General features: G+C 60.8%; 12 protein-coding genes and 2 tRNA genes. 4 read left to right on the top strand and 10 right to left on the bottom strand.

Annotated features, from left to right (window positions below; genetic code table 11):
- The first annotated feature begins 1 nt into the window (after position 1).
- The 3 genes from bcp (at position 2) to SKA53_RS02745 (ending at position 2,477) form a co-directional block, all read left to right on the top strand.
- Entirely contained in the window at positions 2-469 is a 468-nt protein-coding gene (bcp, locus tag SKA53_RS02755) for a thioredoxin-dependent thiol peroxidase (RefSeq protein ID WP_007204520.1), read from the top strand.
- 225 nt (positions 470-694) lie between these two features.
- A complete protein-coding gene (locus SKA53_RS02750; RefSeq protein WP_007204519.1) occupies positions 695-1,987 on the top strand; it encodes a M23 family metallopeptidase in 1,293 nt (430 codons plus the stop codon).
- Positions 1,977-2,477 (top strand): bactofilin family protein, encoded by a 501-nt coding sequence (locus tag SKA53_RS02745; RefSeq protein ID WP_007204518.1) that lies wholly within the window; start codon positions 1,977-1,979, stop codon positions 2,475-2,477. Before SKA53_RS02750 ends, SKA53_RS02745 begins: the two co-directional genes overlap by 11 nt.
- A gap of 24 nt (positions 2,478-2,501) precedes the next feature.
- Here SKA53_RS02745 and SKA53_RS02740 read toward each other — a convergent pair whose 3' ends face one another.
- The 8 genes from SKA53_RS02740 to hemA form a co-directional block, all read right to left on the bottom strand.
- Positions 2,502-3,305, bottom strand: a complete 804-nt coding sequence (locus SKA53_RS02740; protein ID WP_007204517.1) for a DUF2189 domain-containing protein — start codon at positions 3,303-3,305, stop codon at positions 2,502-2,504.
- A gap of 45 nt (positions 3,306-3,350) precedes the next feature.
- Entirely contained in the window at positions 3,351-4,475 is a 1,125-nt protein-coding gene (gene prfB / locus SKA53_RS02735) for a peptide chain release factor 2 (RefSeq protein WP_007204516.1), read from the bottom strand.
- Positions 4,476-4,538: 63 nt separating this feature from the next.
- Positions 4,539-7,058, bottom strand: coding sequence for a PBP1A family penicillin-binding protein (locus SKA53_RS02730; RefSeq protein WP_040482765.1), 2,520 nt, complete (start codon positions 7,056-7,058; stop codon positions 4,539-4,541).
- A 122-nt stretch (positions 7,059-7,180) separates the two neighbouring features.
- On the bottom strand, positions 7,181-8,341 hold the full coding sequence (locus SKA53_RS02725) for an N-acetylmuramoyl-L-alanine amidase (protein WP_007204514.1): 1,161 nt from the start codon (positions 8,339-8,341) through the stop codon (positions 7,181-7,183).
- On the bottom strand, positions 8,338-9,483 hold the full coding sequence (locus SKA53_RS02720; RefSeq protein WP_007204513.1) for a pyridoxal phosphate-dependent aminotransferase: 1,146 nt from the start codon (positions 9,481-9,483) through the stop codon (positions 8,338-8,340). Before SKA53_RS02720 ends, SKA53_RS02725 begins: the two co-directional genes overlap by 4 nt.
- Before the next feature lie 45 nt (positions 9,484-9,528).
- A complete protein-coding gene (gene ispG / locus SKA53_RS02715; RefSeq protein WP_040483090.1) occupies positions 9,529-10,653 on the bottom strand; it encodes a flavodoxin-dependent (E)-4-hydroxy-3-methylbut-2-enyl-diphosphate synthase in 1,125 nt (374 codons plus the stop codon).
- A gap of 72 nt (positions 10,654-10,725) precedes the next feature.
- On the bottom strand, positions 10,726-11,934 hold the full coding sequence (locus SKA53_RS02710) for a helix-turn-helix domain-containing protein (RefSeq protein ID WP_040482764.1): 1,209 nt from the start codon (positions 11,932-11,934) through the stop codon (positions 10,726-10,728).
- A 112-nt stretch (positions 11,935-12,046) separates the two neighbouring features.
- The gene (gene hemA, locus SKA53_RS02705) at positions 12,047-13,270 is read right to left on the bottom strand and encodes a 5-aminolevulinate synthase (RefSeq protein WP_040483089.1); all 1,224 of its coding nucleotides are present in this window, start codon (positions 13,268-13,270) and stop codon (positions 12,047-12,049) included.
- 275 nt (positions 13,271-13,545) lie between these two features.
- On the opposite strand from hemA, the gene SKA53_RS02700 reads away from it, so the two are divergent.
- Positions 13,546-14,925, top strand: a complete 1,380-nt coding sequence (locus tag SKA53_RS02700; RefSeq protein ID WP_007204509.1) for a M20/M25/M40 family metallo-hydrolase — start codon at positions 13,546-13,548, stop codon at positions 14,923-14,925.
- Positions 14,926-14,966: 41 nt separating this feature from the next.
- Here the strand turns inward: SKA53_RS02700 and SKA53_RS02695 are convergent.
- Positions 14,967-15,043: transfer RNA gene (locus SKA53_RS02695), tRNA-Asp, on the bottom strand.
- Positions 15,044-15,152: 109 nt separating this feature from the next.
- A tRNA-Asp gene (locus SKA53_RS02690) sits at positions 15,153-15,229 on the bottom strand.
- Positions 15,230-15,664 lie beyond the last annotated feature (435 nt).

Raw genomic sequence — 15,664 nt, 5'->3', positions numbered from 1 at the left:
CATGACCCACCCTGCCATCGGCGACACTGCGCCTGCAATCAGCCTGCCGCGCGACGGCGGCGATATCGTCAATCTGTCCGATTTCGCGGGCAAGACAGTGGTTCTTTATTTCTACCCCAAGGACGACACACCCGGCTGCACCACCGAAGCCATCGGTTTCACCCAAAGCGTCGATGATTTTGCCGCCGCCGGTGCCGTGGTGCTGGGCGTGTCCAAGGATTCCGTGGCCAAGCACGCCAAGTTCGTCGCCAAACATGACCTGAAAATCGCGCTGTTGTCGGACGAGGCGGGCGATGTCTGCGAACGCTATGGCACCTGGGTCGAGAAAAGCATGTATGGCAAGACCTATATGGGCATCGAACGCGCCACATTCCTGATCGGGCCGGATGGCAAGATCGCGCAGGTCTGGCCCAAGGTCAAAGTCTCCGGCCATGTTGACGCGGTGCTGGCGGCGGTCAAGGCGCTGTAATCGCGCGCCATCCGGCAGGGTGCGACGGCCGTGACCGGCACGGATCTGCAGGTCTCGGCGGAACTTTGCGCAGATTGGCGTGTTTTCCCCCTTGGGCCGAAAATCGGGGATTGGGTGTTGCGACATGGCGTTTGGCTGGCTAACACGGTCCAGCACTGCCTTTTGTGGGGAAACGGGGCAGGTCTGATAGCCAAGCAAGGTGGATAACTGGTGCGTTCAAGACTGATGAAACCGATCCATGCCACGCTCGAGCGATGGTTCCCTGAAAAGCGGCTTTTCCTGCGGTCAGACACCGAAACGCGTTTCATCCGCCTGTCATCGGAAACACAACTGGTCGCTTGGGCGGGCAGCACCATCGTGGTCGGCTGGACCATCGTCGCCACCGCGATCCTGCTGATGGATAGTATCGGGGCGGGCAATTTCCGCGCACAGGCGCAGCGCGATCAGATGACCTATGAACAGCGGCTCAATATCCTGTCATCCGACCGCGATAACCGCGCCGCCGAAGCGGCATCCGCCCATGCGCGGTTTGAAATGGCGCTGGAACAGATTTCGATCATGCAATCGGAACTATTGGCCACCGAGGAAAAGCGCCGCGAGCTGGAAACAGGGCTGGAGGTGGTGCAGACCACCCTGCGCACCACGATGAAAGCCCGCGAAGAAGCGCGCCAGCAGGTCGCCATGCTGACCGCGACTGGCGACGACGGCACACCGCTGTCGATGCCTGACGAAGCTGTCGGCACCGTCAACCTGCTGGCCAGCGCGCTGGCCGAAACCGCCGCCGAGCGTGATCAAATCGCCGATGATGCAGGCATGGCCATCGAACAGGCCGCGGAAATGCAACTGGAATTGCGCCTGCTGCAGGAACGCAACGACCAGATCTTTCGCCAATTGGAAGAAGCGATGCTGGTCTCGGTCGAACCGCTGGACAATGTGTTCCGCGCCGCTGGCATGAACCCTGACACGCTGATCGAACAGGTCAGGCGCGGCTATTCCGGCACCGGTGGTCCGCTGGCGCCCATCGAATTTACCGCCGCAACGGGCGAGCCGGACCCCGACAGCCTGCGCGCCAATGCGATTCTTGCGTCAATGGACCGGATCAACCTGTACCGGATCGCCGCCGACAAACTGCCGATCGCGATGCCGGTACGGTCGAATTACCGGCTGACATCGGGTTTTGGACAACGCTGGGGCCGGCTGCATGCAGGCACTGATTTCGCGGGGCCGGTCGGGACGCCGATCCATGCCGCTGCTGATGGCGTTGTGGTAAAGGCAGGCTGGGAATCCAGTTATGGCCGCCTGATCACCATCCGCCACGATTTTGGCCTTGAGACGCGCTATGCTCATCTGAACACAATTGACGTGCGGGTTGGCCAAAGGGTATCGCGTGGCGACCGAATTGGTGCTATGGGAAATTCTGGTCGTTCGACCGGGCCCCATCTTCACTACGAGGTGCGCGTCAATGGTAACCCCGTCAATCCGATGACTTATATAAGAGCTGGACAGAATGTTTTCTAAATCCAAAATCAATGAGCCCGGGCCAAAGGTGGCCGATTCTCCCGCAGCCACCACGGTGGATGCCAGCAAGACCGGCAGCCCGGTTCCTGATTTCAAAACATCGCCGCCCAAGGCCAAGCCACCGGCCTCGATGCTGTCGTCGGATCTGCTGATCACCGGCAATTTGAAAACGACTGGTGATATCCAGATCGAAGGTCAGGTCGATGGTGACATCCGCGCCCATCTTCTGACGGTTGGCGAAAGCGCGACGGTCAAGGGCGAAATCATCGCCGACGACGTCGTGGTCAATGGCCGCGTGATCGGTCGTGTCCGCGGTCTCAAGGTGCGGCTGACCTCGACCGCGCGGGTCGAAGGCGACATCATCCACAAGACGATCGCTATCGAATCGGGCGCACATTTCGAAGGCTCCGTGCAGCGGCAAGATGACCCGTTGTCCTCAGGTGGCCAAAAAATGCCCGTGCTGCCCACAGCCGAAGGCGACAAGGCCTGAGGCTTTGCAGAGAAGATAGATTGATTACGGGCGTCCTTTGTGGCGCCCTTTTTCGTCGAAATCCAACGCCCGCCGATACAGATGCCATGTCGCGTGGCCCAGCACCGGCAGCACCACGATCAGCCCCACAAACCACGGCAGCAGCGCCAGCAACGTCAGCGCGGCGATCAGGCCGGCCCAGCACAGCATCACAGAGGGGTTCTGGCGCACCACGGCAAGGCTGATCAGCATCGCGGTGACAAAATCAACCTCGCGCTCCAGCACCAAAGGCAGGCTGACCACGGTCAGCGCAAACAGCAAAAACGCCAGCACGGCACCAACCGCCAGTTCGACGGCAATCATGGTCAGGCCGGTGGGGGTCAGGAACACCTCCCAGCTTTGGGATACGTTGGTCATCGTGCTCAGCCCCATGAACAACGCGAAAATCATATGCGCAAGAAAGGTCCAGAACAGGAAATAAATCACGATGATCGCGCCAAGCCACGGCAATTGCCGCGTGCGTTCCTGCCAGACGATGGCCAGCACCGCGCGCCATGACAAAGGCTGGCCCGTCTCGATCCGGCGGCTGACCTCGTATAATCCGGCGGCGGCGAAAGGGGCGATCAGCGGAAAGCCAAGGCTGGTCGCCAGCGTCCATGTCACATGCCCCGCGCCCAACGACAGCATCCCGAACCCACCCAGCACATAGACTGCGCTAAAGAACAGGCCGAATTGCGGGGTTCTGCGGAAATCCTTGATCCCGGCCAGCAGCGCCGCACGCAGGTCAGCCAGCGCAAGGTCACGCACCTGCGGGGTGGCGGAGTGGCTGATCATGCCAGTCTGGGTCATGCGCAAATCTTGCGCCCAAGGGCGGCTTTTGGCAAGCCAGCCTGATCAGTCCGCGTTGGCCGCGTCCCGCCCCTTGCCCGACATATCCAGCGCCAGCGTCGCCCCCATCAGCCCGTCCAGATCACCGTCCAGCACGCCTTTGGTGTCCGATGTCTCGAACCCGGTGCGCAGGTCTTTGACCATTTGATAGGGTTGCAGCACATAGGACCGGATCTGGTTGCCCCAGCCCGCATCGCCCGCGTTTTCATGCGCCTCGTTCACCAGCGCAGAGCGTTTATCCAGCTCCATCTGATAAAGCCGCGATTTCAACGCCTTCATCGCGATATCGCGGTTCTGGTGCTGCGATTTTTCCGAGGAGGTGACCACGATACCAGTTGGAAAGTGGGTGATCCGCACAGCGGAATCGGTGGTGTTGACGTGCTGGCCGCCCGCACCCGATGACCGGTAGGTATCAAGGCGGATGTCGCTGGGGTTCACCTCGATCTCGATATTATCATCGACGACGGGATAGACCTTGACGGACGTGAAGGACGTGTGCCGTTTGGCGGCGCTATCAAAGGGCGAAATACGCACCAGCCGATGCACGCCGCTTTCGGATTTCAACCAGCCATAGGCGTTATGCCCCATGATTTTATAAGTGACGGATTTGATCCCCGCCTCGTCGCCCGACTGCATGGATTGCAATTCGACCTTGTAGCCCTTTTTCTCGGCCCAGCGGACATACATGCGCGACAGCATATTGGCCCAGTCGCAGCTTTCGGTGCCGCCCGCCCCTGCGTTGACTTCAAGGAAGGTATCATTGGCATCCGCCTCGCCATCCAGCAGCGCCTCGAGCTCTTTTTGCGCGGCTTTCTCGCGCAGGGATTTGAGCGCCTCTTCAGCCTCGGTGATGATGTCGGCATCGCCTTCCATCTCGCCCATCTCGATCAGTTCGATATTATCGGCCAGTTCCTGCTTGATCGTATCATGCATGGTCAATGTATCGACCAGCACCTGCCGGTCGCGCATCAGTTTCTGCGCGGCGTCGGGATCGTCCCATAATGTCGGGTCCTCGACCCGCGCGTCGAATTCTTCCAGCCGGTAGCGGGCGGTTTCATAATCCATCCGCTGCGCCAGCAGGTTCAACGATTTCTGGATCGCATCGACATTGTTCTGCGTTTCAGCGCGCATGGGACACCTGTTCCGATTGGTTCTGAGGGGTCTTACATCCCGCACCCGCCAGCGGCAAGGCGGTCAGTACAACCCGCCGGTGGACAAGGTGCCAAAGGTCGCACGCTCGCCCACGGTTGCCGTATCGCCGGTCGATGTCGTGACTTCGCGCTGGCTGCGCGGCACTTCGTCATACAGCGGCAGATCGGCGGCCATGGCGAAACCGCCGTCATACATGATGCCAAAGACCGGTTCTTCGCCCGCGCGGAAACATTCCGCCACCACGTTGTCGCCCAGGGCATCATCGGGCAGGCGCGCACCGCTGAAGCGGTCGATCTTGATGAACTGGCATTGATCGGGCACCCTGAAAGGCGGCGCGCCGAACACATCAATCGCCTCGGTCATAAAGCGGTTGAACACCGGCCCGCACATGCCGCCGCCCGATGCACCACTGCCCAGACTGCGCGGATTGTCATAACCGATGTAACAGCCCGCCACGATATTGGACGAAAAGCCCACGAACCAGACATCCTTGCTGTCATTGGTGGTGCCGGTCTTGCCTGCGATCTGCGCAGGCAGGTTCACCGACCCCGCCGCCGTGCCGCGTTCCACCACGCCCTGCATCATGGATGTCAGCTGATAGGCAGTGACTTCGTTCATCACGCGGGTGCGGTTAGACAAGATCAGCGGCGCCTGCCCTGCGGGCAAGGTCAGATTGGCGCAATCGGGGCATTGCCGGTCATCGTGCAGATAGACGGTATTGCCGAACCGGTCCTGCACGCGGTCCACCAGCGTGGGTGCGACCCGTTCGCCACCATTGGCGAACATCGCATAGGCGGCGACCATCTTGAACAATGTCGTCTCATCCGATCCCAGCGAGGCTGCCAGCACCGGATTCATCCGGTCATAAACGCCAAAGCGTTCGGCATATTCGGCGATACGGTCAATCCCCACCTCTTGCGCAAGGCGGACGGTCATCAGGTTGCGCGACCGTTCAATGCCGGTACGCAAGGGTGTCGGCCCATAAAACTGGTTGGACGCATTCGTTGGCCGCCACAGCCCTTGTGGGGTCATGATCTCGATCGGGGCATCGACCACGATGGTGGCGGGCGAATAGCCGCTGTCCAGCGCGGTGGCATAGACGAAAGGCTTGAACGATGATCCGGGCTGGCGTTGCGCCTGTGTCGCGCGGTTGAACACCGATGCCTGATAGCTGAACCCGCCCTGCATCGCGATCACGCGGCCAGTGTTCACATCCATCGCCATAAAGGCACCCTGGACCTCTGGCACCTGCCGCAGGCTCCAGCGCAGGAATGAACCATCGCTGTCCTGCACGATGCGCCGGACATGCACCACATCGCCGGGGGTGAAATTGTCAAAGAAATTGCCGCGCATCCACTCGATATCGCGGCGTGGCACGACATGGGGTTCCGCCTCGGAGGCTGGCAGCCCTTCGATGCCGATGCGCAAGCTGTTTTCGGCCACGGCCAGCACGACGGCAGGGTGCCATTGCCCCCCCAACATCACGTCGCGCGGCAGATCGGTTGCGCGCAGCGCCGCGCGCCATGCAGCTTCATCCGCCAGCGCCTCTGGTGCGATGGTCAGGCCGGTACCGCGCCAGACGCCTCTGGCGCGGTCAAAATCCTCCAGCGCCTGTTGCAGCGATTGTGCCGCAACCTTTTGCAGTTCGGGATCGACCGTGGCGCGGATCGACAGGCCACCGGAAAAGAATTCCTCCTGCCCGAAATCCTGGCTGAGCTGGCGGCGGATTTCATCGGTAAAATAATCACGGTCCGGCAAGGTCGTGCGGAAATCAGCATAATCGCCGCCCTGCACGGTGCGCAGCGGTGATCCGGTTTCCACCGCCAGCGTGATATCGTCGATATAGCCGTTCTGATGCATCAGCCGCAGGGTATTGTCGCGCCAGAAAATCGCCGCCTCTTGGTCGCGCACGGGGTGGCGGTTGCTGGGCGATTTGGGCAAGGACGCGAGATAGGCCGCCTCGCCCGCGGTCAGGTCGGTCAGCGGTTTGTTGAAATAGGTCAGCGCCGCGGCGGTGACGCCAAAGGAATTCTGGCCCAGAAAAATTTCGTTCAAATACAGCTCGAGGATACGTTCCTTGGACATCGCCTGCTCGATCCGCACGGCAAGGATGATTTCCTTGATCTTGCGTTCCACCGACCGTGACCCGTCGAGCAGAAAGTTTTTCATCACCTGCTGGGTAATCGTGGACGCACCGCGCAGGTCTTCGCCACGCGATTGCACGGCGTCGATCACGGCCGACAGCATGCTGGTCGCGTCAAAGCCTTGGTGGGTATAAAAATTCTTGTCTTCCGCAGAGATGAACGCCTGTTTGACCAGATCGGGGATATCCTCGGCCGGGGTGAACAGGCGGCGTTCGACGGCGAATTCGTCGATGATGCGGCCTTCGCGCGAATAGATCCGGCTGATCGTCTTGGGCGTGTATTGCGACAGCGTCTCATAGCTGGGCAGATCGCGGCCATAAAGGAAAATCACCCCGCCCAGACCAAGCGCGGCCATCACCAGACCCATCGTCAAAAAGGTGAAAATGCCACCGAAGAATGAGAAGATAAAGCGCAACACGGGGCGGTCGTTCCTTTCAGGATTCCGTGTGCTTATACGCGCTGCCTGCGTGGGGGTCAAAACCGCAAATGCCCGTCAAGCGGCACGCGCCAATGCGGGACATCACAATCGCCTGATCCGCGCTAGGGCATGTCGCTGCGGTATTGCGCAACCGCCTGCGTGATCGCCGCCACCAGCCGCGCGCGGCTTTGCGGGTCGGTCAGGGTCTGGCGGTCCTGCGTATTTGACAAAAACCCCGCCTCGATCAGCACGCTGGGGAAATCGGCGGCCAGCAGCACCGAAAACCGCCCCGTACGGCGGGGCTTGGCATTCAGCCGCACGCCCTGCGCCTGCATCTGCGCGATCACGTGGTCCGCAAAGGATGCCGCGCGCGGGCTGGTGGTCTGGCGTGCCAGATCCATCAGCACACCGGTCACCCTGTCATCGGTGACGGACAGATCGACCCCCGCCAGCAGGTCGCCGCGCTCATGCCGTTCTACCAGCAGTTCCATAGCGATATCGTCGCTGTCCTCGGACAGGGTATAGACCGAGGCGCCCCAGGCATCATCGTGTTCCAGCGCATCAGCATGCAACGAGATGAACAGATCCGCCCGCGCGCGGCGCGCAATGCTCATCCGCGTGAACAGCGGGACAAAGACATCCGCCTCGCGGGTCATGACCACGGCCACCCCGTCCTGGGCGCGCAGCTGGCCTGCGATTTCAGCGGCAAATTCCAGCATCAGATGCGCCTCGGTGATCCCGTTACGTTCAGCCCCGGGGTCAACGCCGCCATGGCCGGGGTCAAGCACGACGATAAAAGCACCGCTCTGGCGCTGCTCCAGCCCGCGCAATGCAGCTTCGCTCAATGCATCCCAGCCCGGATCGGGCGGCGCACCGGCGGCGGCGGCGAAATCATCCGCCGTGGTGCGGGCCAACCGCAGGGTCAGCTGCGCGCCCTGCGCGTCGCGGGTCATCTCGGCCTTGGCCAGCGTCAGGGGTTCGCTCAGGTCCAGTACCATCCGCGTCCAGCCGGGCCGGTAGGGGCCAAAGCGGATATCCGTCACGCGGCGGGCGCTGTTGATCGGGCTGGCACTGGCCCCGCCGGTATCCAGCCCTTGAAAATCCAGCACCAGACGGCGCGGGTCATCGAGCGTGAAGATCCGGTAAGGCACGATGTCCGACAGGCCCAGCACGATCTGCACCGACCGCCAGCCATCGCGGATATCAGATCTTTCGGGGTCGAACCGCGCCTGTGCGCCAGCACTCGTGGCCAACAGGCAGCACAGCACGATCCAGCGGATCATGCGCGGCGCGCCTGCATGAACCGCGCGATCCGGTCCAGCCCTTCGATGATATCCGCGGTGCCGCGCGCATAGGAAAACCGCAGCCAGTGATGCCCGCGGGCTGCGTCAAAATCCAGCCCCGGTGTCACGGCTACGCCTGCCTGATCCAGAATCTCGGCGGCAAAGGCGCGGGCGTCATCTGTATAGGCAGAGACATCGACATAAATGTAGAACGCCCCGTCAGGCGGCGCAAAGGCCCCCAGCCCCGCCGCGCGCAACCCGTCCATCATCAGTGCGCGATTGGCGGCATAGACGGCCTTGTTGGCATCCAGTTCCGGCGCGCAATTCATCGCATGCAGCGCAAGGCGCTGTGCGGCATGGGGCGCGCAGATGAACATGTTCTGCGCCAGCCGTTCGATCCGGCGGACGTGGTCATCCGGCACAACCATCCAGCCGACGCGCCAACCGGTCATCGAGAAATATTTGGAAAAGGAATTAATGACATAGACCTCGTCAGTGACGCTCAGCGCCGAGACAGGGCGCAAGTCGTAGTCGATCCCGTGATAGATTTCATCCGAAATCAGCGCGGCATCACGCGCGGCACAGGCCTCGGCCAAGGCGGCCAATTGGGGGGCATCTAGCATGGTGCCGGTGGGGTTGGCAGGCGAGGCGACAATCAGCCCGGCCAGATCATGCGCGGCCACATGCTGCGGCTGCGGCTGGAACCGGTCGACAAGGCTTGTCGGAATATCGACGGGCGTCAGTCCGACAGCGCGCAATATCTGCCGGTAGGACGGATAACAGGGCGTGCCAAGGCCAACCCTTTCGCCATTGTCGAACAGCGCCGAAAAGGCCAGCAGAAACGCACCGGATGCACCCGAAGTGATGACCACGCGCGCAGGGTCAAGGTCCAGCCCGTACCAATCGCCGTAATGACGTGCGATGCGGGCGCGCAAATCGGGCAGGCCAAGGCCCACGGTATAGCCCAAAGGATTGGCCATATCCGCGATCAGCTGGTCGCACGCCGCTTTGGGCGCGCCGGTGCCGGGCTGGCCGACCTCCATATGGATGATATGGCGGCCTGCGGCCTCGGCCTGACGGGCGGCTTCCATCACATCCATGACGATGAAAGGGTCAACGTCGCCGCGGGTTGCGTGTCGCATCTGCTGCCTCTTGGTGGGGTTTCGTAAGGTGGATCAAGATCCACCCTACTCGGCGGCCAGATCGCCCTTGGCTTCGATTTCGGCGGCCTTTTTTTCGACCTGTTCGACGATATGTTCGATCATATCGGCATTGGATTGCTTGTGGCTTTGCTTGCCCGCCAGATAGACCATGCCGGACCCTGCCCCGCCGCCGGTGAAACCGACATCGGTCATCAACGCCTCGCCCGGACCATTCACGACACAGCCGATGATCGACAGAGACATCGGCGTCTTGATATGTTCCAGCCGCTTTTCCAACGCCTCGACCGTCTTGATCACGTCGAACCCCTGCCGCGCGCAGGACGGGCAGGAAATGATATTCACCCCGCGGTGCCGCAAGCCAAGGGATTTGAGAATTTCGAACCCCATCTTGACCTCTTCCACCGGATCGGCGGACAGCGAAACGCGGATCGTATCACCGATCCCCATCCAGAGCAGATTGCCCATCCCGATAGCGGATTTCACGGTGCCGCTGATCAGGCCACCCGCCTCTGTGATCCCTAAATGGATCGGGGCGTCGGTCGCATCCGCCAATTGCTGATAGGCGGCGGCGGCCATGAACACGTCGGACGCCTTGCAGGAAATCTTGAATTCATGAAAATCGTTGTCCTGCAGGATCTTGATGTGATCCAGCCCGCTTTCGACCATCGCATCGGGGCAAGGTTCGCCGTATTTGTCCAGCAAATGCTTTTCCAGCGACCCCGCGTTCACCCCGATTCGGATCGAACAATTGTTGTCGCGCGCGGCACGGATCACCTCTTTGACGCGTTTTTCATCGCCGATATTGCCCGGGTTGATGCGCAGACAGGCAGCGCCAGCTTCGGCGGCTTCGATGCCACGTTTATAGTGGAAATGGATATCGGCCACGATCGGCACCGAGACATTGCGCACAATCTCGCGCAATGCCTTGGACGAGGCTTCATCAGGGACCGAAATACGCACGATATCGGCACCGGCATCGGCGGCGGCCTGTACTTGGGCGATGGTGCCCTTGATGTCGGTGGTCAGCGTATTGGTCATCGTCTGCACCGAGATCGGCGCATCGCCACCAACCGGCACATTGCCCACCATGATCTGACGGGATTTGCGGCGATAGATATTCCGCCAAGGACGGATATGGTTCAGGGACATCATTGCGCTTTCACGAAACCTGCGTTCATCCGCAACCTAAGCGCCCCTGCCGCTGTGGGCAAGCGTCTGCGGCTATTGGTCTGTCACGGCTTCTGCGACACGGATGATTTCGGCCAGGTCCGCATCACTGGCAAGATCGGCCAAGGCATAGCTGGCGGTCAGATTATCCACCGACAGAACCACATTGGAGGTCACAACACCGCGCTGCCCGACTGGGCCGTAATGCTGGCCATTGACCGCGAAATACATCGCACCGCTTTCGCCGACCCGCAGAATGGCGGGGTCTTCGGTCGCGGGCAGCACGAAATTCTGTCCGGGTTCCATGATGCCTTCGAAAAGGACAACGCCATCCGCTGCCTGTACCCGCACCCAGGCTGGGCGTGCGGCGACCAATTGCACCTGCGGCGCGGGCGGTTCGACCACCTGAATACTGGGGGTCGGCAGGGTATCTGGCTGAGCAATGGGCAGATCAGCTGCGACCATCGCGACAGCGGAATCATCTTGGCCTGACGCCAAGGCACCGATCATGCGCGGGGTCAGCGTTGCAATCGGGGTGTCGCGCGCGACCATGACCGGCACATCCAGCGCCTGCGGGCGATAGAGCCGGTCAAGCGCATCGGGCGATGGCAACGTCACATCCGCCAGCGCATCGCCAGGAACATTGAATCCATTGCCGCCACCGGCAAGTGGGTCAAGCTCTGACACCACAACGGGGGCCTGTTCGACCGGGGCGAATTGCACGCGCTGCACCTCTTGCAACACGGTCCAGCCGCCATAGCCCAGCCCCGCGATCATCGTGATCAGCACCAGCACAGACCCGATGGCACGCAATTCAAGCTGCGCGAAAACCGATTCCCGTGCAGGGACGAAAGGCGTGCGCGACGATAAAAAGATATCCTTGCCAGCCGACACGCGGCTGGTGTCCGCCACGCGATTTTTCAGCGAGGACGCCTGTTCTGACATGCCATGCGCGGTCGCAAAGCCGCTTTCCTTACAAAAGGTGGCAAAGGCTGCGTCGGGGTCCATGCCAAGATACCGCGCGTAGGACCGCACATAGCCCGCGATGAACCCGGGCGTATCAAACGCCGATGGGTCGGCATTTTCGATTGCAGCGATATAGGCCGCCTTGATCTTTAATTCGCGCTGAATATCCAAAAGGCTTTTGCCGAGCGTTGCACGTTCGCCGCGCATGATATCGCCAAGACGCAAGGCGTAATCGTCAAACCCTCTGGTTTGAACGTCCTGCGCCACGCTGGCACGCCTGAAGGTCTTTCCCATCATTGACTGTCCTGCCGCACTACGCCCCTCAGCGGCACCGACCGAATCAAACGGAAAGTACTGCTTGCAAAAGCTGTACCATATCAACGCGATGCTTGCACATCAGCAATAGGCGTCAACCCGCCAATTCAGCCCGGTTCAATGCACAATGCGACCACAAACCGTCCAATGCCCCAACAAGTGCGGTCATTTCACGTGATCCATGTACCGGCGACGGGGTAAACCGCAGCCGTTCGGTGCCGCGTGGCACGGTCGGGAAATTAATCGGCTGCACATAAATTCCGAATTCGGACAGCAGCATATCGGACAACTTTTTGGTGTGCTTTGGGTCGCCGACGATCAGCGGCACGATATGGCTGCCATGATCGATGATCGGCAGGCCCAACCCCTTGAGCCGCAGTTTCAGGATTTTCGCCTGCATCTGGTGGCTGTCGCGCAGTGCCTGATCTTTTTTCAGATGTGCAACAGACGCTGCCGCTGCGGCTGCCACTGCTGGCGGCAGGCTGGTGGTAAAGATGAACCCCGGCGCATAGGACCGCACAGCGTCGCACATCTTGGGCGAAGCGGCGATATAGCCGCCCATCACGCCATATGCCTTGGCCAGCGTGCCATTGATGATGTCGATGCGGTGCATCACACCGTCACGTTCCGCCACCCCTGCCCCGCGCGGGCCATACATGCCGACGGCATGGACTTCGTCGCAATAGGTCAGCGCGCCGAATTCTTCGGCCAGATCGCAAAAGGCGGCAATCGGACCGAAATCACCGTCCATCGAATAGATCGATTCAAAGGCGATCAACTTGGGCGCAGCCGGATCGTCGGCGGCCAGCAATTCACGCAAATGGGCGACGTCATTGTGCCGGAAAATCCGCTTGGCCCCGCCGTTGCGGCGCACGCCTTCGATCATCGACGCATGGTTGAGCATATCGGAATAAATAATCAGGCCGGGAAACAGTTTCGGCAGCGTGCTGAGCGTTGCGTCATTGGCGATATAGGCGCTGGTGAACAGCAATGCAGCGCCCTTGCCATGCAGATCGGCCAGCTCGGCCTCGAGCCGTTTGTGATAGACGGTGGTGCCGGAAATGTTGCGCGTCCCGCCCGAACCTGCGCCTGTTGCCTCGATCGCCTCGTGCATGGCGGCCAGCACGACGGGGTGCTGCCCCATGCCAAGGTAATCGTTGCCACACCAGACGGTCACGGGCATTTCGGATCCGTCAGGTTTGACCCATGTCGCATGCGGGAATTGACCACGTTTGCGTTCGATATCGATAAAAGTGCGATAGCGGCCTTCGTCATGCAAGCGGTTGATCGCTGTATCCAATTGGGCGTTATAATCCACCAATCCGTCCTTCTTATCGTGACAGGACGCTCTCTTTTGCGGGGCGCCATGAATCGTTCTAATCTGCATATAGGGCAGAAACCGCCCGAACAAGACGCTACAAACTGTCACCCCTCGCCGAGCTGACCCTAGGCCGGCCAAAATGTGCAGACCATGATCTGGATCAATAAATGTCAGCTGGCGCGATTTGTCCAATCGGGCGTTGCCACGTCGGCCATTGACCTGCGCTGTGATCGGGACAACCTTGCATCACACATTTCTGGAAAGGCTTCCCCATGTCCCTCGATCCCGTTCTCGACCGTATTGATGCTGATTTGCCGCAGGCGGTTGAACGTCTGAAGGAATTGCTGCGCATCCCGTCGATTTCGACCGACCCGGCCTACAAGGCCGATTGCGACATGGCCGCCGATTGGTTGGTGGCGGATCTTGTGGCGATGGGATTCGCTGCGTCCAAACGCCCGACACCGGGTCATCCGATGGTCGTGGCCCATGCGGCTGGCGATGGGCCGCATGTCCTGTTTTACGGCCATTACGATGTGCAGCCGGTTGATCCGCTGCATCTGTGGAACCGCGACCCGTTTGATCCGCAGGTCGAAGACACGCCAAAGGGCAAGGTGATCCGCGGCCGCGGCACATCCGACGACAAGGGCCAGTTGATGACCTTTGTCGAGGCTTGCCGCGCCTGGATCGCTGTGCACGGGTCACTTCCCGCAAAAATGACGCTGTTTTTCGAAGGCGAGGAGGAATCAGGCTCACCCTCGCTGGTCCCGTTCATGCAAGACAATGCCAAAGAGCTGACAGCCGATATCGCGCTGATCTGCGACACCGGGTTATACGGCGACAGCACACCGGCGATTATCACCCAGCTGCGCGGCTTGCTGGGCGAGGAAATCACGATCACCGGCCCCGACAAGGATTTGCATTCGGGCATGTATGGCGGGCTGGCGATGAACCCCGCCCGCGTGCTGGCGCGCGTGATTGCGGCCCTGCATGACGAGGACGGGCGCATCACCGTCCCCGGTTTCTATGACGGCGTGCCGGACCTGTCGAACGAACTGGCTGCCGCTTGGGATGATCTGCGCTTCGATGAGGCGGCGTTTCTGGGTGATGTCGGCTTGTCGATTCCCGCCGGCGAAAAAGGCCGCCGTCCGCTGGAAATGATCTGGTCGCGCCCGACATGCGAAGTCAACGGTATGTGGTCAGGCTATACCGGCGACGGGTTCAAGACGGTGCTGCCGTCACAGGCCCACGCCAAGATTTCATTCCGGCTGGTCGGCACCCAAGACCCGCTGGCGATCCGCGCCGCGTTTCGCAAGATGGTGCAGGATATGATCCCCGCCGATTGCAGCGTGACCTTTGCCGCGCACGGGGCCAGCGCCGCAGGCCAGATGACAACGACCCATCCCGCCTTTGCCCAGGCGCGCCGCGCGCTATCGGATGAATGGCCGCAGGCGGCCGCCTATGTCGGCAGCGGCGGGTCGATCCCGATTGCGGCCTATTTCAAGCAAATTTTGGACATGGATGCGATGCTGATCGGCTTTGGCAAGAATGACGACCAGATCCATTCGCCCAACGAAAAATATGACCTGTCGTCTTTTCACAAAGGAATCAGGTCCTGGGCGCGAATCCTGCATGCAATGACGCAGACCGCGTGATCAGGCAGAGCACCGAAGGCCGCTCTGTCATATCGGGGAAATGGCGCGGTTGACGGGGCTCGAACCCGCGACCCCCGGCGTGACAGGCCGGTACTCTAACCAACTGAGCTACAACCGCGCGTGAGGGGCGCAATAATCGTGGGCGCGCCGGGCGTCAACGGCAAAAAGACCGAAAGCCGCGCTTTTCAGCGCGGCGTTCCGGGTCGTCTTTTGTAAGGGAAAGGCAGTGGCGCGGTTGACGGGGCTCGAACCCGCGACCCCCGGCGTGACAGGCCGGTACTCTAACCAACTGAGCTACAACCGCGCATCTGCATTCCCAGCATCGCTGCTGGTGGGGTGCTTCTAAGTGCGGCTGCGGGCCTCGTCAAGCGGTCTTAGGGCTTGTCTGAAAATAACTCTGATCCGCGCAGCCGCCCGCGGATCGCGGCAGAAATTTGCAACAAAGACTGGCGCGCTGGTCACGTCACAAGTTAGCCGATGCAACCAAAGCAAGCCGATGAATAGATCCGTATCGAGAGACCCCAAAAAAATGCAATCACGCCGCGCACCTTGACGCACCCATGCTTGGCAATCAACGCCCGCCACAGAGATTGACAAGGTCCATCATCCCGCGCGCTGCCATCAATTTTTGATTAACCAAGATGGGCGGCGCAACCGATCCGACCGCGACAGGCGACATCGTGAATTGAGCCCAGCCAAAAGTGCCGCGATGACATGTGGGTGCGAGACCGGCGGCGCG

This window comes from Yoonia vestfoldensis SKA53 (assembly GCF_000152785.1).
GTDB lineage: Bacteria > Pseudomonadota > Alphaproteobacteria > Rhodobacterales > Rhodobacteraceae > Yoonia > Yoonia vestfoldensis_A.
The sequence above is the reverse complement of the archived record's forward strand: the minus strand, read 5'-3'. Positions and strand labels throughout refer to the sequence as shown.

What these genes read in the sequence shown, in the direction of transcription:
- bcp (WP_007204520.1), top strand. Translation starts at nt 2, where the DNA reads ATGACCCACCCTGCCATCGGCGACACTGCGCCTGCAATCAGCCTGCCG.
- SKA53_RS02750 (WP_007204519.1), top strand. Translation starts at nt 695, where the DNA reads ATGAAACCGATCCATGCCACGCTCGAGCGATGGTTCCCTGAAAAGCGG.
- SKA53_RS02745 (WP_007204518.1), top strand. Translation starts at nt 1,977, where the DNA reads ATGTTTTCTAAATCCAAAATCAATGAGCCCGGGCCAAAGGTGGCCGAT.
- SKA53_RS02740 (WP_007204517.1), bottom strand. Translation starts at nt 3,305, where the DNA reads ATGACCCAGACTGGCATGATCAGCCACTCCGCCACCCCGCAGGTGCGT.
- prfB (WP_007204516.1), bottom strand. Translation starts at nt 4,475, where the DNA reads ATGCGCGCTGAAACGCAGAACAATGTCGATGCGATCCAGAAATCGTTG.
- SKA53_RS02725 (WP_007204514.1), bottom strand. Translation starts at nt 8,341, where the DNA reads ATGATCCGCTGGATCGTGCTGTGCTGCCTGTTGGCCACGAGTGCTGGC.
- SKA53_RS02720 (WP_007204513.1), bottom strand. Translation starts at nt 9,483, where the DNA reads ATGCGACACGCAACCCGCGGCGACGTTGACCCTTTCATCGTCATGGAT.
- ispG (WP_040483090.1), bottom strand. Translation starts at nt 10,653, where the DNA reads ATGTCCCTGAACCATATCCGTCCTTGGCGGAATATCTATCGCCGCAAA.
- SKA53_RS02710 (WP_040482764.1), bottom strand. Translation starts at nt 11,934, where the DNA reads ATGATGGGAAAGACCTTCAGGCGTGCCAGCGTGGCGCAGGACGTTCAA.
- SKA53_RS02700 (WP_007204509.1), top strand. Translation starts at nt 13,546, where the DNA reads ATGTCCCTCGATCCCGTTCTCGACCGTATTGATGCTGATTTGCCGCAG.